The sequence below is a fragment of the Ruegeria sp. SCSIO 43209 genome (assembly GCF_019904295.1).
In the GTDB taxonomy this organism is placed as follows: Bacteria; Pseudomonadota; Alphaproteobacteria; order Rhodobacterales; family Rhodobacteraceae; genus Ruegeria.
Genome location: NZ_CP065364.1, coordinates 39148 through 57044 on the forward strand (window position 1 = coordinate 39148; position 17897 = coordinate 57044).

Annotated in this window: 17 protein-coding genes; 15 read left to right on the forward strand and 2 right to left on the reverse strand. The window is 53.9% G+C overall.

Annotation, left to right across the window (positions count from 1 at the left end; translation table 11 throughout):
• The first annotated feature begins 432 nt into the window (after positions 1–432).
• The 4 genes from I5192_RS22180 to I5192_RS22195 are packed head-to-tail and all read left to right on the forward strand — an operon-like array spanning position 433 to position 4347.
• The gene (locus tag I5192_RS22180; protein ID WP_223118740.1) at positions 433–1872 is read left to right on the forward strand and encodes a UbiA family prenyltransferase; all 1440 of its coding nucleotides are present in this window, start codon (positions 433–435) and stop codon (positions 1870–1872) included.
• Positions 1869–2291, forward strand: coding sequence for a GtrA family protein (locus I5192_RS22185; RefSeq protein WP_170567805.1), 423 nt, complete (start codon positions 1869–1871; stop codon positions 2289–2291). Before I5192_RS22180 ends, I5192_RS22185 begins: the two co-directional genes overlap by 4 nt.
• Complete coding sequence (locus I5192_RS22190; RefSeq protein ID WP_170399606.1) at positions 2288–3613, forward strand: FAD-binding oxidoreductase; 1326 nt, start codon at positions 2288–2290, stop codon at positions 3611–3613. The genes I5192_RS22185 and I5192_RS22190 overlap by 4 nt, the downstream gene beginning before the upstream one ends.
• Positions 3610–4347, forward strand: coding sequence for an SDR family oxidoreductase (locus I5192_RS22195; RefSeq protein ID WP_170399603.1), 738 nt, complete (start codon positions 3610–3612; stop codon positions 4345–4347). Before I5192_RS22190 ends, I5192_RS22195 begins: the two co-directional genes overlap by 4 nt.
• 136 nt (positions 4348–4483) lie before the next feature.
• Here the strand turns inward: I5192_RS22195 and I5192_RS22200 are convergent, their stop codons facing one another.
• The gene (locus I5192_RS22200; RefSeq protein ID WP_170399600.1) at positions 4484–5542 is read right to left on the reverse strand and encodes an acyltransferase; all 1059 of its coding nucleotides are present in this window, start codon (positions 5540–5542) and stop codon (positions 4484–4486) included.
• A gap of 375 nt (positions 5543–5917) precedes the next feature.
• Entirely contained in the window at positions 5918–6997 is a 1080-nt protein-coding gene (locus tag I5192_RS22205; RefSeq protein WP_170399597.1) for a glycosyltransferase, read from the reverse strand.
• Between the two features lie 651 nt (positions 6998–7648).
• Here I5192_RS22205 and I5192_RS22210 point away from each other — a divergent pair.
• From I5192_RS22210 to I5192_RS22260, 11 genes are all read left to right on the forward strand, one after another.
• Positions 7649–8854 (forward strand): glycosyltransferase family 4 protein, encoded by a 1206-nt coding sequence (locus I5192_RS22210; protein WP_170399594.1) that lies wholly within the window; start codon positions 7649–7651, stop codon positions 8852–8854.
• The gene (locus tag I5192_RS22215) at positions 8851–9825 is read left to right on the forward strand and encodes a polysaccharide deacetylase family protein (protein WP_170567801.1); all 975 of its coding nucleotides are present in this window, start codon (positions 8851–8853) and stop codon (positions 9823–9825) included. Before I5192_RS22210 ends, I5192_RS22215 begins: the two co-directional genes overlap by 4 nt.
• Before the next feature lie 75 nt (positions 9826–9900).
• The gene (locus I5192_RS22220; protein ID WP_170598694.1) at positions 9901–11475 is read left to right on the forward strand and encodes a hypothetical protein; all 1575 of its coding nucleotides are present in this window, start codon (positions 9901–9903) and stop codon (positions 11473–11475) included.
• The gene (locus I5192_RS22225; protein ID WP_170399583.1) at positions 11472–12344 is read left to right on the forward strand and encodes a class I SAM-dependent methyltransferase; all 873 of its coding nucleotides are present in this window, start codon (positions 11472–11474) and stop codon (positions 12342–12344) included. Before I5192_RS22220 ends, I5192_RS22225 begins: the two co-directional genes overlap by 4 nt.
• A 3-nt stretch (positions 12345–12347) precedes the next feature.
• Positions 12348–12983 (forward strand): hypothetical protein, encoded by a 636-nt coding sequence (locus I5192_RS22230; protein WP_170567797.1) that lies wholly within the window; start codon positions 12348–12350, stop codon positions 12981–12983.
• Complete coding sequence (locus I5192_RS22235; protein WP_170399577.1) at positions 12973–13605, forward strand: HAD family phosphatase; 633 nt, start codon at positions 12973–12975, stop codon at positions 13603–13605. The genes I5192_RS22230 and I5192_RS22235 overlap by 11 nt, the downstream gene beginning before the upstream one ends.
• Positions 13602–14348, forward strand: a complete 747-nt coding sequence (locus I5192_RS22240) for a glycosyltransferase family 2 protein (RefSeq protein WP_170399574.1) — start codon at positions 13602–13604, stop codon at positions 14346–14348. The genes I5192_RS22235 and I5192_RS22240 overlap by 4 nt, the downstream gene beginning before the upstream one ends.
• The gene (locus I5192_RS22245; protein ID WP_170399572.1) at positions 14345–14665 is read left to right on the forward strand and encodes a hypothetical protein; all 321 of its coding nucleotides are present in this window, start codon (positions 14345–14347) and stop codon (positions 14663–14665) included. The genes I5192_RS22240 and I5192_RS22245 overlap by 4 nt, the downstream gene beginning before the upstream one ends.
• Positions 14659–15414 (forward strand): glycosyltransferase family 2 protein, encoded by a 756-nt coding sequence (locus tag I5192_RS22250; RefSeq protein ID WP_170399568.1) that lies wholly within the window; start codon positions 14659–14661, stop codon positions 15412–15414. The genes I5192_RS22245 and I5192_RS22250 overlap by 7 nt, the downstream gene beginning before the upstream one ends.
• Before the next feature lie 5 nt (positions 15415–15419).
• Positions 15420–16490: a WavE lipopolysaccharide synthesis family protein gene (locus I5192_RS22255; protein ID WP_170399566.1), complete on the forward strand. Its 1071-nt coding sequence runs from the start codon at positions 15420–15422 to the stop codon at positions 16488–16490.
• 38 nt (positions 16491–16528) lie between these two features.
• Positions 16529–17896 carry an oligosaccharide flippase family protein gene (locus I5192_RS22260; protein ID WP_170399563.1) on the forward strand — a complete coding sequence of 456 codons (1368 nt, stop codon included), beginning with the start codon at positions 16529–16531 and terminating at the stop codon, positions 17894–17896.
• Position 17897: the final 1 nt, after the last annotated feature.

Genomic DNA, 17897 nt, shown 5'->3' on the forward strand with positions numbered 1-17897 from the left:
TCGACAATCTCACCCGCGGGTGGTTTGTGTTAGCGCTTCTGCTTGTAATGGCCGTCTTCCGCTTGGGGCTTTGCCGTCTTGGGGCGCTTGAGCGCACCCATCGACCATGTTCTCGCCCACAATGGAGCGCGAGTCGTGGCGCTGGAGGTCTTTTGCGAGCGTCATGAAGTATGGCGATGATAAAGGACGCAATCTTGCAGGACTTCAAGGCATGGCCTATACAATGATTGGGTTTAAATCACGGGAAACATTGCGATACTACAGGCATTTGCGGAATTACGCGATCGCGTCCAGCCCCCCATTTCTCTTAGTATAGGTTCTTTTGCCTCATTCTGTACCGGATACCAAGAATGCTCCGTTTGTCTGAGATACCACCTCGTGTCACTTTAATATGGAGGCTTGTTCTCGTGGCGTATTCAGGAGATTAACAGTATGGAACTGGACCAGTTGAAAGACCAGCGCATACTTGCTGTCGATCTCGACGGCACGCTTCTGCGGTCTGACATGTTGTTTGAAAGTTTCTGGTCAGCGACCAGCCGGGACTGGCACGCGCCTCTGGGTGCTGCATTTGCGCTGGCTGGAGGGCGGGCGGCGCTCAAACGCAGTCTCGCGGGGCGGATGGATATAGATGTCACGACGCTGCCTTATGACCCGCAGGTCATCGATTATATCAATGCATGGCGGTCGGAGGGGGGAACAGTTTTTCTGGTCACGGCGTCCGACGAGACGATTGCCCAAGAGATTGCCCAGCATCTTGATATTTTTGATGGCGTCTACGGCTCGAACGGGGTCCGCAATCTCAAATCCAGTGAAAAAGCCGCCTTTTTGACCGACCAATTCGGGCGCGGTGGCTATGCCTATATGGGGGATGCGGAGGCGGATCTGCCGGTCTGGGAGAGCGCAAATAGGGCGGTCACGGTCAACCTACCTGCGCCCCTGCGCCAACGTGTTGACGGTTTGGGGTTGGAAGTTGAACATTTGTCCACCGCCCAACCCGGCCTGCGGGATTATCTCAAGGCGATCCGGGTGCATCAATGGCTGAAGAACCTTTTGGTCTTTCTGCCGATGTTGGCGGCCCACCAGCTCGACGCCGAGACCTTTCTGCAAAGCCTTCTGGCCTTCGTGGTCTTCTCTATCGTGGCCTCCAGCATCTATGTTCTCAATGACTTGCTCGACTTGCGCTCCGACCGGGCGCATCCCACGAAATGCAAGCGCCCCTTCGCGGCGGGCACAATCCCGATCGCTCATGCCACCTACCTGATCGCCGCGTTGATGGGACTGGGCCTGATCCTGTCCCTGTTTCTCGGTAGAGCCTTCATTGGGATTATGCTGCTCTATGTCGTTGTCACTACGCTCTATTCGCTCTGGCTGAAACGCAAAGCGATCATGGATATCGGCACATTGGCTGCGCTCTATACCACGCGGATCATCGCAGGCGCCGTGGCAACGGGTATTACGCTGTCGATGTGGCTTCTGGCCTTCTCGATTTTCTTCTTCCTGTCGCTGGCCATCGTGAAACGGCAGGCGGAATTGATGGACAGTGCTGCGCGCGGCAAGCTCAAAGCTGCCGGGAGAGGCTATGTTGTCGATGACCTACCTGTTCTGGTCATGATGGCTGTAGCGTCCGGCTATGTGGCCGTCCTGGTTATGGCGCTCTACATCCAGTCGCCTTCGGTTTCGGAGCTTTACACAAACCCCAAATTTTTGGGCGCCATCTGCGGCATCCTGCTCTACTGGATCTCCCGGGTCATCCTGTTGGCGCATCGTGGCCAAATGCACGAGGACCCGGTCGTCTTTGCTGCACGAGATCGGCAAAGTCGGATCTGTGCTATATTGATCATCCTCGTCGCCGCTGGTGGGACGCTGTTGTGAGCATCATACGTATAGCGGTTCTCTATGCCTTGTTTGCCGTGATCGCGACAGTGATCAACCTCGGCGTCCAGAGGCTGGTTCTGTCGTGGAACAGTGACGCAACTGGCTTTGCGCTGGCGGTCTTTTGCGGCACGCTCGCGGGCCTCGTCGTCAAATATACCCTCGACAAACGCTGGATTTTTGCCGATTTCAGTACAGGTCTCAAAGCGCACGGCCAGAAATTTACGCTCTACACGATCATGGGAATTGTCACGACAGCGATCTTTTGGGGTACGGAAACAGCGTTTTGGCTGATCTGGGACACGGATATGATGCGTGAACTTGGCGCTGTGTTGGGGCTCTCGGTGGGTTATGTCGTCAAATATTTCCTCGATCGACGCTTTGTCTTTCAGAATACCCAAAAGGCGGCGGCGGTATGACAGAGCTTTCGGGCTGGGGCGGTTTTCCCAAACATTACGGGGTGGCAACAGAGCCTGTGAACGAGACTGCATTGGTCGAAGCTGTCACGGCTGGGGCGGTGATCGCGCGCGGCAATGGGCGGGCCTATGGTGACAGCGCGATTGGCTTGCGCAGCACGGTCAATATGCACAGGTTCAACCACATGCTCAGCTTTGACCGGCAAAGCGGAATTCTGGTGGCTGAGGCGGGCGTTCTGCTCAGTGATATCATCCCGGCGTTTTTGCCTCATGGATGGTTCCCCCCGGTCACGCCGGGGACGAAATTTGTCACCCTCGGAGGCATGATCGCAGCGGATGTTCATGGCAAAAACCATCACAAAGATGGCAGTTTCCGCAACTTCGTGGACTGGCTGGACGTGATGGATACCGAAGGCGTCGTGCATCGCTGCAGCCGCAATGAGAAACCCGAGCTGTTCGAGTGGACAATAGGTGGCATGGGGCTCACGGGTATTATCTTGCGCGCCGGAATCCGGTTGAGAGCGGTGCCCTCTGCATGGATCCGGCAGACCGCGCAGGCCCTTCCCAATCTCGACGCCGTCATCACTGCTTTTGAAGCGGCACATGAGGCCACCTATTCGGTTGCCTGGATCGATTGCCTGCAATCTGGTGATGCCCTTGGGCGAGCCATTCTGATGCTGGGGGAGCATGCCATACCGGAAGAGTTGTCTGATGACGCGGCACGCTACCCGTTCGAAATCCCGAAAAAGATGCGGCGCAGCGTCCCCTTCGCGCCGCCCTTCAGCCCGTTAAACGGCCTCACGGTTCGGGCTTTTAACGCGCTTTATTACTGGAATGGATGCCGCAAATCCGGGACCAGCTTTCTCGATTATGACAGCTATTTCTACCCGCTCGATGCCATCCACGGCTGGAACAGGATCTATGGGAGACGCGGCTTCATGCAGTTCCAGTGCGTTCTGCCGCTGGAGACATCGCGCAAGGGACTTCACGCGCTGCTCAAGACTACCTCGCAGGAAAAAGCCGGTTCCTTTCTTGCCGTACTCAAACGGTTTGGGCCGCAGGATAGCGCCTTCTCCTTTCCCATGCTGGGTTATACACTGGCCCTCGACTTCCCCGCCACGCCTAAGATGATCGCGTTGATGTGCAAGCTGGACGAGATCACGTTGGAACATGGCGGGCGTTTTTATCTCGCCAAGGACAGCCGCATGAGCGCACAGACATTGCATGCCTCCGATCCCCGTACTGAGCAATTCCGGCAGATGCGAACGCAACTTGGTGCAGCGGAGGCATTTCAGTCACATCAATCACAAAGGCTGGATCTATGAGCAAAGGAACAGTCCTGCTTCTCGGCGCGCGCTCCGATATCGGTCGTGCAACAGCGCATCGCTTTGCCAAAGAAGGCTATGACATCCAACTTGCTGCACGCGATAGTACCGCGCTGGAAAAGACCCGGACGGATATGGCTTTGCGTCACAACGTGGAGGTAAGCCTACACGACTTTGACGTGCTGGACAGTGCCGCGCATACCGGGTTCGTCGACGCTCTGCCTGTCTTGCCGGACGTGGTGATCTGCGCCATCGGACTGATGGGGGATCAGATCGAGAATGAACGTGACATCGAGGCTGCTACCCGCGTGATGCGGAGCACCTATGAGGGCCCGGCGCACATTCTGGGTCTTCTGGCGGAACGGTTCGATGCGCGGGGTTCCGGGCAGATCGTGGGCATCAGTTCCGTGGCGGGCAATCGCGGACGGGCCAAGAATTATGTCTATGGCTCCGCCAAGGCAGGCTTTACCTCCTATCTCTCCGGCCTGCGCAACCGGATGGCCAAACGCGGGATCCACGTAATGACGGTGCTGCCAGGGTTCGTGAATACGCAGATGACCGCAGGTATGGACCTGCCCGAAAAACTGACGGCAGAACCCGAAGAGGTGGCTGATGCGATCTTCAAGGGCTTACGCAAAGGCCGGAACATCATCTACGTGCGCCGCATCTGGTTTGTGATCATGGCGATTATTGGTGCGATCCCGGAAGGCGTATTTAAGAAGATGGATATTTGACGCGCTGTGCACGTGCAGTTCGCGCCAGCAAAAGCCCTTGGTGGGTCCGCTCCGCTTCTCTAGATTTAGCAAAAGTGAATACGCGCGGGATCAAGACCGCAGGGGGGTAACAAATTGTGCGCGACGACGGTTCGGGCTATTTTAGAGAACGAAAACCACTTTTAAAGTGCACGTTTCCGATGGTTGTCGTTAGCCACCTTCTGAAACGCATTTCGACAATGTAATAACTCAGCAAAGATGTAATGTACGTTATAGTACAAACAGCGATGACCAGCCAAAAATCGTTACCACGTGAAAAATCCATTAGGGCTCCAACCAACAGCAAAACGGGCACGTGAAATAGGTAGGTGCTATACGATAGATCACCCAAGTGAGGCCCAATTTTGCCTACACCTGACGACAGTTTAAGAAACACATCCTCAGTGAGAAAAAAGCCAACAACCATCGCGACTGAAAAAGCCTCTTTGTACCAAGGGAACCTTAACTCTAACGACGCTAAAGCGACGCTGGCGCATATAGCAGCGATGGTATAGCGACGCGTTCTTGGCCATTCCTGCATACGGAAGAGTTTAATTCCAACCAAATATATCAAAACACCAAAAGCAAAATTAAAGAGTACGATGTTAGATGCAATTGGTCCGACTGGAAGTCCGAAACGGCCACCAATTGGCAACGCTAAAACTACAGCTACGGCGATCACCAAAGACCATTTTTTGTTAATCAATAAGGCAACGGCCAGGATTGCGTAAAAAAACATCTCGAAATTAAGTGTCCAGCCCACTGTAAGAACTGGGATGTAACCTATCCCAGATGCGTGTTCATGAGGGATAAAGAGCATTGAAAACAAAACGTCCCTCAAGGTTGACCCATGCAGGAAACTTACGGCGTCCCAATTCGCGAACGGGAGAACCGCCAAAAAGACCACTGTCGCCAGCCAATAGGCCGGTATGATGCGGGTCGCTCTATCCCGACAAAACCGTGCCGCTGAGACATGGCCGCGAGAAATGGACATGGCCATAACTAAACCGCTGAGAACAAAAAAAATGTCGACGCCGAGGCTTCCGTGATAAGTAAAGAACGCCTCTATTTTGTTTTCAGGCTCAAAGTCTCGATATACCTGAATGTAATGATGAAAAACGACCATCCAGGCTGCTAGAGCTCGAAGCCATTGGAGGCTAACCACTTTTTCTGTCATTGGGCGCTATGATTTATTTGTTTTCAGGATGTTACATATATCAGACGTTTGCTTTCAGTGCTATAGACGCTGTCGTTTTCCAGTTTATAGAATGGCTTTCTCAATGGTCCCGATGACTCGTACATTTTGACCGGGAATTTGGAGGCGATGGCTTACGACCTTTAATGCTCTTCTAATTTAAGTTGCCTAATATATCAGTTCGAAAGCTGGTGGCAGACATTCCCGGATTCAAGCCGAGGTGTCCGTCAGGAAACAGCCTCAGCTTTCCGAAAAACTGACGGCGGAAAACTCGGGCAGAAAATCCGAGTTATGAACTTCAGAACAGAGAGCAATCTAGGTTGCGTTCCAAATTTCTAGCAAGAGGCCACAGCAAATTTAAGTCTCGAGTATGCGCTGTTGACACACCGGATACCATGCTTCCAGTTCACCAGGGGGCATATTCGGAATTTGGCGGGACTGGCGTATTGCGCTCAGGATACCTCTGGCCTGCGGGAGGGTCAGCCGCTTTTGAAGAATATCTTTCAAGAACTCGGCCAGCAGTTTTCGTCGGAGAAGTGGGCGGAAGCGCCGTTTTGCCAATGCGTTTCCGTGTTTTGTGACCAGCAATGCCTGGTTCATATTGCTCAGAACAGTTGTCTTGTAGCGGTCAATTCGCCCCGTCGCGATATTATAATGATTAAGAAGCGCCTTTTCTGCCGTGACCAGACTTTGCGTTCGGGAAATCCGGTAGCTCGCATCAAGATCCTCGCCGGGGCTATAAGAACGCAACAGGTTCTCAAAAGGTTCACGAAGAATGCTTTCACGACGGAAGGTCATGCGACAGCCGTGAAAGAGCCGCTCGGGCCAAACCGACATTCCCTGAACCTCAACAGGTATCGGTAGGTCAGGAAATTTTCCTTCATATGGAATGAATACTTCTTCCTGATGCATCAGGAAGACCTTACGCCAGATGAAGTACTTTATCCGCCCCACCCAGAACCAGCGGCTTTTTATTGCTTCCTGTCGATTGTCTTGCTTTTGCGGACCCCTACTCTCCATTAGATGAGGAGGCGCGTCTGACAGCGCGGCCTGCACGCCGCCTATCTGCTCCTTTGTATCCGCCTCATAGATCTTCATGATTTCTGAAGCACAAGTCGGATACATCAGGGAGTCGTCGTCAATAAGAAACACAATGTCGGCCCGCGCCTCTGATACTGCTGTGTTACGTTGCACCGCTGTCGAGCCAATGTCACATGTCCTATAAACCATCCGGATGCCTGAATCTGGTTCGATCAATGCTTTGATTGCACTTGCGTGGGTTTCCCAGTCAGGGCTGGTGTCAATGACAATGATTTCACATGGCGCCCGTGTTTGCGCCAGCGCCAACTCTATACATGTCCGGAGAATATCAGGGCGTTTGTTAGTTGCAATCAACAGGCCCCAGCTCAGCGGCTTAAATTCAGTCAAATCAGTCATGTAGTGCCGCTAACCTTTTCATCTAACACGTGCTCGGCTCGATCCCGCCTTGCGGGTTTGTCAATAGGTGTCAATCGAGATCACTCCCGGGATGCGCACGGCGATACTAATAATAGTGATATCGACATAAGGGGAATCAGCTGGTGGTTTCATGACCTAACCTAAACATCAAATAGCGGTCATTTTCACATCCACATAGACAGAAATCAAATTGACTGGAGCGGATCAAGCGAGGACCTTTGTGCGAGGATCGAATTCGGGCCGGTGTCGTGACCAATTTTGACGCAATGGCAGAGGCTTTGCAAAGCAAGGTAACATCAGTTGCAAAATTTCTGTCTTGAAAGGGTTCTGGATTCAGAGGCTTCATTCTATGCATGGTCCAACGCCAGGCTTTGCCGGCAATTTTTGAAGACAATAGATCATGAACAGACACATTCTTTTAATTAGGGGAACAGGTTTTGGACTTGCACACCAATGCCCGTACGAAGACCTTTGGCAAAGCGTATCTACAGTCGGTCAGGTAGAGCTACGGTATCCTTTGCTGACTTCTCCCCAACCTGGGAGCTCCTGGAATTCGCAATGAAGCATGGGTTTCGGTCCATAAGCAAAAGCATTCGGGGCCTTTCCGGCCACGGCAAGGTGTAGTCCCAGATGCGCGTAGCCTACCTGATTAACCAATACCCTGCGATCAGCCATACCTTCATCCGTCGCGAGATCCGGGCCCTGGAGGACATGGGAGTCGAGGTCGAACGTTTTGCGCTCAGGGGCTGGGACAGCGATGTTGTTGATACGCTGGACCGCGAAGAGATGGCCCGGACCCGTCACACACTGAAAGATGGAACCGCCCGGCTGATACTGGGGGCGCTTGTCTGGGGCCTGCGTCATCCGCAGGCATTCTTGCGCGGCCTGAAGTTGGCGTTTTTGATGTCGAAGGGGGCCATTCGCCCCTGGCCCTATCACCTGATCTACCTCGCCCATGCTTGCCGGATCATGACCTGGCTCGAGGGGAAGGAAGTGAGCCATTTGCATGCGCATTTCGGCTCTAACTCAGCGGAAATCGCCGCCTTAGTAGAGGCTTTGAGCGGCCCGGGCTTCAGCTTCACAACGCACGGGTCAGAAGTTTTTGATGATCCCAAACGCCATGCCCTACCGCTGAAAGTAGACCGGGCGCGGTTTGCGGTGACTTCTTGCGCATACATTGGCAGCCAGATGATGTACAATGTGCCACCCGCGCTCTGGTCAAAAGTTAATGTTGTGCATTGCGGGTTGGCGGCCACGGCCTTTGCCAACGATGCAACACCTTTGCCGGATGCGCCGATTTTCCTGAGCGTCGGACGTTTCAGCCCTGAAAAGGGACATTTACTGCTGATTGAAGCCTTTGCCGCTGTACATGCCGCTCACCCCGGGGCGCGGCTGGTGTTGGCAGGCGACGGGCCGATGCGCGCGATGCTGGAAGATCACATTGCACAGCTGAACCTTGAGCAAGCGGTGAGGATCACCGGCTGGGTGACATCAGATCAGGTGCGTGCGGAATTGCGCGGTGCCCGTGCGTTGGTGCATCCAAGCTTTACCGAGGGCTTGCCCGTTGTGATCATGGAAGCCATGGCCGAGTACCGACCAGTCATTTCGACTTATATAGCGGGCATTCCGGAACTGGTTCAGGATGGGCAAACAGGTTGGTTGGTACCGGCCGGGCAAGTGAAGGATCTAACCATGGCGATGCTGGCCTGCGCAGACATGCCCGCTGAAAAGCTTGAGGCAATGGGTCAAGCCGGATTCGACCGGGTGCGTGCGCGCCACGATGCGTCTGTCGAAGCTGCCAAGTTGAAAGCCTTGTTCAAGGCCCTCGGGTCATGAAGGCGGTTTTGAAACGGGGAGCGCTTTGGGCGCTGACCACGCCACCAGTCTATGGGTTGCTACGTCGTCGGGCGTTTCATGGAAACCCCGTGACAATTCTGTGCTATCACACACTCCGGCCGGCCAGAGAGCAGTTGGATGCATGGACTGCGCTGTCGGTTGATGCGTTTCGTGCGCAAATCGATCTGCTGCGGCAGGACTATGATATCGTATCTCTGGACGATGCATTGGCTCCTACCACTAGCGACCGCCGCCGTGTGGTGCTGACTTTCGATGACGGGGAATTGGGGCTCTACGAGCACCTGTTGCCGATTGTCCGAGCTGAAGCCCTGCCGGTGACTGTCTATGTTGCCACCAAACAGATCGAAACCGGCCGGGCCTTCTGGTTCGATCGTGTGATGAATGCATTGCAGAGTGCGGGCACCACAAAGATCAAACTGGATGGCATTGGATCCTGGCAGATCGGACCTGACCGCAGTAAGCTGCGTTGGGCTCAGATCGGCCCGGTATTAGAAGCTTTGAAGGCGGTAAATACCAGAGACAGAGACGCGTTAGCCGACAAAATTATCGCGCAGACAGGTCAGGAGACCAAAGGCTTCACTCCGCTTCAACCCATGAGCCTCCCACAGTTGCAGGAACTTTCGGCGGAACCTCTCGTAACCATCGGATCACACACCCACAGCCATGAATTGCTGGACCAGATATCACTTGATGACGCAGGCGCCAGCGTCGCGCGATCGCGCGATCTGCTGCAGGGCTGGACCGGGCAAGAGATCCGTCATTTCGCCTACCCCAATGGCAATTACACGCCCGACTTAATGAAAATGCTTTATGATCTGGGTTTTGTCAGCGCCACGATCCTGGAGGATAGGCATATGGCGCCTGACGATCCGCAGCAGGCTCTGCCCCGGATCGGTATAGGCCGGTATGATGGGACAGCTAGATTTCGATTGCGGATGGTGGGGATGTGAGGTTTCGCGCAAATTGGGTTTGTTATAAGCAATAGCAATATTGATGACACATTTTTCAGGCAATAGCGCTAGGCCATGACTATTCTAACCGAAAAAACCACATTTCGCCTTATTGTGGCGTCTCTGATCCTGGGCACGGCCTATAGATTGTGGCCGGTTGTGGCGGGCACCCCAGCGCTGGCCCAATTCTTCATGACTGAAGACGGCTATCTGATGCTGACCATCGCCCGCAATATGGCGATCGGCCTGGGGATGTCGGTCTCAGACGGCACAACCGCGAGCAATGGTGTGCAGCCTTTGGCCACGTTCCTGTTTTCGGTTCCTTATCTGCTGACCAACGGCGACAAGGTTTTGGGATTGACTGGCGTGCACCTGATCGCGGCAGCCATATCGGTAGGTGGACTTTTTGCAGTTCGCGCATTGGCGCGAGATCTGTTGCGGGGGCAAGACGACAATCCACTTTGGCCCTGGTTCGTGGCGGCCCTTTGGTTTCTCGGGCCATTGTTGCTGTTTCATACGATGAACGGGCTGGAGACCGGACTTTACACCGCTATGATTGCGCTGACGCTCGTTCTGTTCGGCGAAGTGTTGGCAAAGGGTCCGGGAGCAACCTTTGCGGACCGAATGATCTTGGGCGCGGCCTGCGGCGTGACTTTCCTGGCCCGTAATGACGGTGCCTTCCTGGTGACTGCTATCTTCCTTGTCTGGGGCCTGCATAACCTGATCGTGCAGCGAGACAGGTTCGTTAAAGTTGTCGCCGACCTGCTTCCACCCGGTGTGCTGAGCCTGATCATTGCGGCACCGTGGCTGATCAACAACTATGTCAACTTCGGTTCCATCGTGCCTGTCAGCGGCACTGCGCAGGCTCTGAGTGGCGGCTTTGCCAAGAACGTTGATTTGTTGCCCGCTATCCTGTTTGAAAATACTTTTCCGATGTTTCCAATCCCGGCGGTATTGCAATCTATACCGGCGTTTCAAGTCATTGCGTTGCTGTTGGTGTTGCTCATCGTTGCAGTGTTTGTGATCCAAACCTGGAAACGCGGAGGTCCGGCGCGGTATGTGACCGTGGCATTCCTAATATTCGCCACCGTACTCAGCATCTATTACGGACTATATTTCGGTGCAGGCTGGTTTTTAAGTCGCTATCTGGCTCCTTTTGCGCCTTTCACGATTATCGCTGCGGCATCAGTTCTGTTGACAGTGGTGGGACGTATTACTCCTGAGCGGCATGCTTCAATGTTCAGTTTTTTTTGCTTGGCAGCTTTGGCACTTTGCTTAGGCCTTCTGGGCCGTGCCCTTGTACCGGGAGTGCGCGATCAGGGGCATTTTCAGGTTGTCGACTGGGTGACTGCAAACGTGCATGCCGAAACATGGGTTGGCGCGGTGCAAACAGGGACACTGGGATACTGGCACGATCGAACGATCAATCTGGATGGCAAGGTCAATCCTGCGGCACTTCAGGCGATCCTGACAGAAGGCCATGTGCTAAACTACGTACTTGAGAGCCCAATTGAAGTATTGGCAGATTGGCAGGGAATATTGACCTGGCTGGAAATCGAAAATCAGGGAGCCACGACCTTTTCCTATACTTTTGAGGTGCTCGTGCACGATACAGCCCTAAACTTGGGTGTTCTGGGGCGTATCAAATGAAATTCGACGTGCAAGCGATTGAAAATATCCGCGAAGCACTTTTGGGTCACGAGGGCGATGATCTGATCCGCTTTATGCACGATCTCGCGCTCGGAAAGGCCTCAGAGGATCACGGGGCAGAGTCCCGGGCCAAGGCCCGTGAGTTAGAATGGGTCGGATCGGACGGGCACAGGACAGAGCTTGGCATTTGCGCTGAAGATTCTTGTCGCGAATACCAATTTTGGACCGAACGCCAAAGGGCACTGCCTTTCGAAGGGGTCGCTCCTCAGCTTGCCATTGAGCGCTTTCGCGGGCGCCGCGTGCTCGAGATTGGGTCCGGCATGGGGACAAACCTGATGTCCTTTGCATTGCAGGGGGCCAAGGTAATGGGCGTCGAACCTATCGAGGCTTATGTTCAGATGGGTGCCATCTTCTGTGAACGCGAAGGTATGGACCCGCCGGAAGTGCAACAGGGTTCGGCCGAGGCTTTACCATTTGATGATGGTGAGTTCGACCTCGTCCTGTGCGTGTCGGCCCATCAATATTTCGATCTGGCGCCAGCTTTTGCCGAGATCAACCGTGTGCTAGCTTCCAGTGGAGAGGCCATCATCATTGGGGGCACGCTTTGGTCTTATTTCTTTGGAACTGTCGCAGAGCTTCCCTCCAATCCGAGAAAGCTGAAAGGTCTGACGATTACGACGCTTAACACGCTGAGCTATTCCTGGCTGGGGCAGCGGGTTGTGCCAGCGCGCAACAGATTTTCCACCTCTCGCCCGATTTACCCAGGAAGGAGTGCAATGACACGGATGCTACGGCGCGCTGGTCTGAAAAACGCGTCCCCTCCCACGCAGGTCGAGACAGAGACTTGTTTTCATGTGAAATCCGAGTAGGACATGCAAATTTTAAGTCATAGAGGTTATTGGAAGACCGAGGCGGAAAAGAATGCACCGGTGGCCTTCACCCGATCATTCGAACTGGGATTCGGTACCGAAACCGACCTCCGCGATTTGGGCGGCGATCTGGCCATTGCGCACGATCCGCCAAAGGCCGGTGCCATGCAGGCCGAAGAGATGTTCGCGATCCACGCTAAGGCAGACCCGAGACTGACACTGGCGCTAAACATTAAGGCGGACGGTCTGCAGGTGATGGTCCGGGATCTACTGGATCAATTTGAAGTGCGCGATGCTTTCGTCTTCGACATGTCGGTACCGGACACGCTGCACTGGCTCAACGCCGGGGTCCCGGTTTTCACCCGCCATTCTGATGCCGAACCGGAACCACCTCTTTATTCAGAGGCCGCAGGCGTCTGGCTGGACGCATTCTGGACCGACTGGTGGGATCGCGATGACATCTCACGACATTTGGATGCGGGAAAACGCGTGTGTGTTGTTTCACCTGACTTACACAAACGCACCTATGAACCAGTATGGGAGCGCCTCGCAGTATGGGATGTCTCCAGACATGAAGATGTTCTGATTTGCACTGATTACCCGGAAGCGGCCAAGGAGTATTTTAATCATGAAAATTGAGGCGGTTATATTTGATATGGATGGCGTGTTGATAGACGCTAAAGAATGGCATTATCATGCTTTAAACCGCGCGCTAGAGCATTTTGGCTACACGATTTCACGGGCCGATCACCTGTCGACCTTTGACGGATTGCCAACGCGCACCAAGCTGGAGATGCTGTCCAAAGAACGAGGTTTGCCGCGAGGACTGCACGGGTTTCTGAACACGCTGAAGCAGAAATTTACCGTCGATCAGGTGCATGTAAACTGCCATCCGGTCTTTGTGCATGAATATGCGCTATCAAACCTCAAAGCCCGTGGCTACAAACTGGGTCTGGCCTCTAATTCGGTGCGGAACAGCGTCGAATTGATGATGCAGAAAAGCGCACTGGACGGTTATCTTGATGTGATGCTTTCGAACGAAGATGTCTCCAAGCCGAAACCCGATCCTGACATGTATTTGACGGCTTCTGCCAAGTTGGGACTGCACCCCGACCAGTGTTTAGTGGTTGAGGACAATCAAAACGGCATCAAAGCAGCCGAGGATGCAGGTTGCCATCTACTGGTGGTACAAAGCGTCTATGATGTACAACTGGATCGCATCCTGGATGCCATTGCTCGTGTAGAGGAGGGCGAGGTATGAAAATCGTGGTTCCCATGGCCGGCAGCGATGAGCGGTTTCGCAATCACGGTTTTCCTTTTGCCAAGCCGGTGATCGAGATCGACGGACGCCCGATGATCGAACATGCCACTGACTGCCTGAATGTGATCGATGGCGTGGAGTTTGTCTTTATCGTTCGCAAGGAAGATGATCTGCGCTTTCACTTGCGCGAGGTTTTGCAGCTTTTGCACTCCAATTGTCATATCGTCCGCACGGAAGGTGACACCGCTGGAGCGGCTTGCACGGCACTGCTGGCGGTTGAGCACGTGGCCAATGATGATGAGCTTCTGATCGCCAATGCCGACCAGATACTGGCATTCGACGTGGCCGCTGCAATCTCTGATTTTCGCAAGCGCAAGCTGGACGCCGGGACGGTCGTGTTCGACAGTGTTCATCCCCGTTGGTCTTTCGTGAAAACCGATGAAAACGGCATGGTCATTGAAGCGGCGGAAAAACGCCCGATCAGCCGCAATGCCACGGCGGGGGTGTATTATTTCAGGCGCGGACAGGATTTCGTGGATGCAGCGCAGACCATGATCATGAAAGGAGCCGATGTGAACGGAGGCTATTTCGTCTGCCCAACCTTTAACGAGCTGATCCTGTTACAGAAATCGGTCGGCACCTATCAGGTCGATCGCGCGCAATACATTTCGTTGGCAACACCGCAGGCGGTCGAAGACTATGAACAGGAACTGATCGCCCGCCGGCGAGAGGCAGCTTCATGAAGATATTTCGTCTGGAAAACATGACCAAGGGGTGGTTTGTCGGCGATTTTGATCCTGTGGTGCTGCGTACTCGAGATGCCGAAGTGGCAATGAAATCCTACGAAGCAGGCGCGAAAGAAGCTCGTCATATGCACAAGATTGCCCCCGAGGTGACGTTGATTGCCACAGGTCGGGTCCGAATGAACGGCATAGAATACGGCGCTGGCGACATCATCCTGATCGAACCGGGTGAGGCGACCGATTTTGAGGCTCTCACCGATGTGACCACCGTTGTCGTCAAGACCCCAAGCGTGACCGGAGACAAATACGAATGCTGAACATTGTAGTCCCAATGGCCGGTCGGGGAAGCCGGTTTGCTGATGTAGGCTATGATCTGCCCAAGCCCCTGATCCCAATCCACGGGTTTCCAATGATCCAGGTTGTGATCGCCAACTTGACGCCGTCTGTGCCACACCAGTTCCATTTCCTGATCCTGCGCGAGCACGACAGCGAATATGGTTTGGCCGGCAAACTGCGGGGCTGGGCACCGGGCTGCACGATCACCTATGTCGATGCGGTGACTGAAGGGGCGGCCTGCACCGTTCTTCTCAATCGTGCTGCCATCAACAATGACGATGCGCTGATGATCGCCAATTGTGACCAATACATTGATGCCGACATTGATGCCTATTTGGTCGATATGGGCACAGCCGATGGGCTGATTATGACGATGTGGGCTGATGATGACAAATGGTCCTTCATACGCCGAGATGACAGCGGTCGCGTTACCGAGGTGGTCGAAAAGGAAGTCGTTTCGAACGAGGCGACGGTAGGCATATATAACTTTGCGCACGGCCGCGATTTTGTGGCTGCCGCAGATGCGATGATCGCCGCCAATATCCGCGTGAACGGAGAGTTCTATGTGGCTCCTGCTTACACGAAAATGATCGAACAAGGTGCGGCGATTGCCTGTCATTCCATTGGTCGAGTTGGCGCCGGGATGCACGGCATCGGCGTACCGGATGATCTTGATGCCTTCCTGGCGGCACCAGTGTCGCAAAAGGCCATCAATGGCCTAGCGGGATAAACATCATGGATACGACCGATACCGTGATGGTCAAAGTCGCCCGGCGCCTGCTGATGTGGAGCCTGGAGCAAATCACCCGGTCATCAGATCATTTTCTAACATATACGCAGCGCCCCAAGCTGAGCCGGCAGATCGCCAATCAGTCCGAACCTGAATCCACGGATGAACCGATGGCAATCGTCATGCAGGGGCCGATCTCCATACAGGATGATTTCACTGTCGAAACCCTGCGGATTTATCGCCGCAACATGCCTGGTGTGCGGCTAATCCTGTCGACCTGGAACGACACGCCTGAGGCCGATCTTGCCCCCATCCGTGCCGAAGGGGTCGATGTGGTGTTATCCGAAAAGCCCGCGGCCCCGGGGCTCTTCAACATCAACATGCAACTGGTCAGCGCCGGTGCCGGGATCATCCAGGCGCATAAGAATGGTGCAATCTGGATCATGAAAACCCGCACTGATCAGCGGCTGTACCGGCCCAATGTCATGGGATTCCTCGCGGCCATTGCGCGCAGCTTTCCGGCCGGAGGCGGATTTGAACAGCTGCACCGGATCATCGGCGTAGGTCACGGAACGCTCAAATTCGCGCCCTATCACGTCACAGATCAGACCGTCTTTGGTCATGCGGAGGATATGTTGCGCTACTGGACGCCCGGTCTGCGAACCGACCCATTGCCCAAACACTGGCCCGAGGCGTTGTCGGACATCTATGCCCAAATCCCCATCGGTGAGCTTTGCCAGATTGGAGCTGCGGAGAGCTACATCGCTTCAACGTTCCTCACACGTATTGGACGTCCGTTGAACTGGACGCTGGAAGACAGCTGGACGGCTTATCGCGACTGCTTTGCCTTCGTCGATTACGCAACAACGGATTTCTTCTGGCACAAAGTACAGACAGGAACTTTCCGCGAGTTCATCAACATCTATGACACAATCTGGACCCGCAACGAGCTAACCTTTGCAGATTGGGTGCTTCTGCACTCAGGGCAGGTGCTGCCAGAGGCTGCACAAAAGTATGAACAGGCGCTGGACCTGCGGTTCATGGAATCCATCAATCTGACACGGCTAACCGGTTAAGGCATGGTAAATCAACCCGATTTCCGGATGCTGCCATCATGAAAGCAGCGCTCCGGTCCGTTCTCAGCGGTGATGGTTTGAAGGTGCGGGCAATCCGCGGAACAGCCCTGAGTGTCATGGGCTTCGGCAGCAGCCAGTTGATCCGCCTGGGGTCGAACCTGATCCTGACGCGCATTCTTTTTCCTGAAGCGTTCGGCCTGATGGCCCTGGTGCAGGTTGTCATCGCCGGGCTCGAAATGTTTTCTGACGTGGCCATAGGTGCGTCCGTTGTACGGAGTCCGCGAGGCGATGATCCCAAGTACCTGAACACCGCCTGGACGTTACAAGTCATTCGAGGTGCTGTGCTTTGGGTTGTGGCGTGTCTTATCTCAAATCCGATTGCCGCATTTTATGAACAACCTGAACTTGGTCTCATCATTCCGGTTTTGGCGATGTCAACATTCATCCAGGGTTTCCAGTCGACGAAAATGTATCTCGCTAATCGACATCTCACGTTAGGCCGTTTGACGGCGATGGAACTAGCGTCACAAACTTCTGGTACAGTATTCATGATTGTTATGGCGCTTTGGCTAAACTCGGTTTGGGCGCTTGTAATGGGCGCACTTGTTGGGGTCAGCGTTCGTGTTGTTCTTTCACATACAATCTTGCCCGGGCCCGCAAACAGACTTGCTTGGGAGCGCGACGCTTTTAGGGAAATCTTTCATTTCGGAAAGTATATTATCCTTGGGACTGCTGCAGGCTTCTTTGTGCAGCAAGGTGACCGAATGGTACTCGGGAAATATGTAAGCCTTGAAGATCTTGCAGTCTACACCATCGCTTTCATGCTTGCCGCTGTCCCGCTCACACTCAGCACGCAATTGCTAGAGCGGATATTGTTCCCGCTTTATCGTACCCGACCGCCCGCAGACAATGACGCAAACCGAAAGAGTATTGGACGTGCGCGAATGCTACTGACCATGGGAACACTTGGAATGGCTGCAGTCTTGGCTATGGTTGGCGTTTTAGCTGTAACTTTTCTCTATGATCCCCGTTACCACGCTGCAGGGCCAATTCTGGTGCTTCTTAGTCTGGCGATGATCCCAAGGCAGGTCATCATGAGCTACGATAAGATACTATTGGCGAATGGAAACTCGCGCGATTTCACCATATTCACAACAGGCACCGCAATTGCTCGTATCTTGGTGTTGTTGCCTATGGTCAGCAAGTTTGGTCTGATCGGTGCAGCTTTGGCTCCTGTTATCGTTGATATTTTTTCCTATCCATTTCTGGTCTATTTTATCCGGCCTTACAGTGGGTGGTACCCCAAACAAGACCTCGCTTTTCTGATTGCTTCCTGTGGAATTGTAATGGCTACAATCTGGATGAACCCAAGCGTTTTTGACATTCTGCCCTTTGCCGGGCGGTAAG

Excerpts from the sequence above, each read along its gene's own strand:
- I5192_RS22255 (WP_170399566.1), top strand. The coding sequence starts at position 15,420 with ATGGATACGACCGATACCGTGATGGTCAAAGTCGCCCGGCGCCTGCTG.
- I5192_RS22260 (WP_170399563.1), top strand. The coding sequence starts at position 16,529 with ATGAAAGCAGCGCTCCGGTCCGTTCTCAGCGGTGATGGTTTGAAGGTG.
- I5192_RS22195 (WP_170399603.1), top strand. The coding sequence starts at position 3,610 with ATGAGCAAAGGAACAGTCCTGCTTCTCGGCGCGCGCTCCGATATCGGT.
- I5192_RS22245 (WP_170399572.1), top strand. The coding sequence starts at position 14,345 with ATGAAGATATTTCGTCTGGAAAACATGACCAAGGGGTGGTTTGTCGGC.
- I5192_RS22210 (WP_170399594.1), top strand. The coding sequence starts at position 7,649 with ATGCGCGTAGCCTACCTGATTAACCAATACCCTGCGATCAGCCATACC.
- I5192_RS22215 (WP_170567801.1), top strand. The coding sequence starts at position 8,851 with ATGAAGGCGGTTTTGAAACGGGGAGCGCTTTGGGCGCTGACCACGCCA.
- I5192_RS22200 (WP_170399600.1), bottom strand. The coding sequence starts at position 5,542 with ATGACAGAAAAAGTGGTTAGCCTCCAATGGCTTCGAGCTCTAGCAGCC.
- I5192_RS22220 (WP_170598694.1), top strand. The coding sequence starts at position 9,901 with ATGACTATTCTAACCGAAAAAACCACATTTCGCCTTATTGTGGCGTCT.
- I5192_RS22225 (WP_170399583.1), top strand. The coding sequence starts at position 11,472 with ATGAAATTCGACGTGCAAGCGATTGAAAATATCCGCGAAGCACTTTTG.
- I5192_RS22205 (WP_170399597.1), bottom strand. The coding sequence starts at position 6,997 with ATGACTGATTTGACTGAATTTAAGCCGCTGAGCTGGGGCCTGTTGATT.
- I5192_RS22250 (WP_170399568.1), top strand. The coding sequence starts at position 14,659 with ATGCTGAACATTGTAGTCCCAATGGCCGGTCGGGGAAGCCGGTTTGCT.
- I5192_RS22240 (WP_170399574.1), top strand. The coding sequence starts at position 13,602 with ATGAAAATCGTGGTTCCCATGGCCGGCAGCGATGAGCGGTTTCGCAAT.
- I5192_RS22230 (WP_170567797.1), top strand. The coding sequence starts at position 12,348 with ATGCAAATTTTAAGTCATAGAGGTTATTGGAAGACCGAGGCGGAAAAG.
- I5192_RS22180 (WP_223118740.1), top strand. The coding sequence starts at position 433 with ATGGAACTGGACCAGTTGAAAGACCAGCGCATACTTGCTGTCGATCTC.
- I5192_RS22190 (WP_170399606.1), top strand. The coding sequence starts at position 2,288 with ATGACAGAGCTTTCGGGCTGGGGCGGTTTTCCCAAACATTACGGGGTG.
- I5192_RS22235 (WP_170399577.1), top strand. The coding sequence starts at position 12,973 with ATGAAAATTGAGGCGGTTATATTTGATATGGATGGCGTGTTGATAGAC.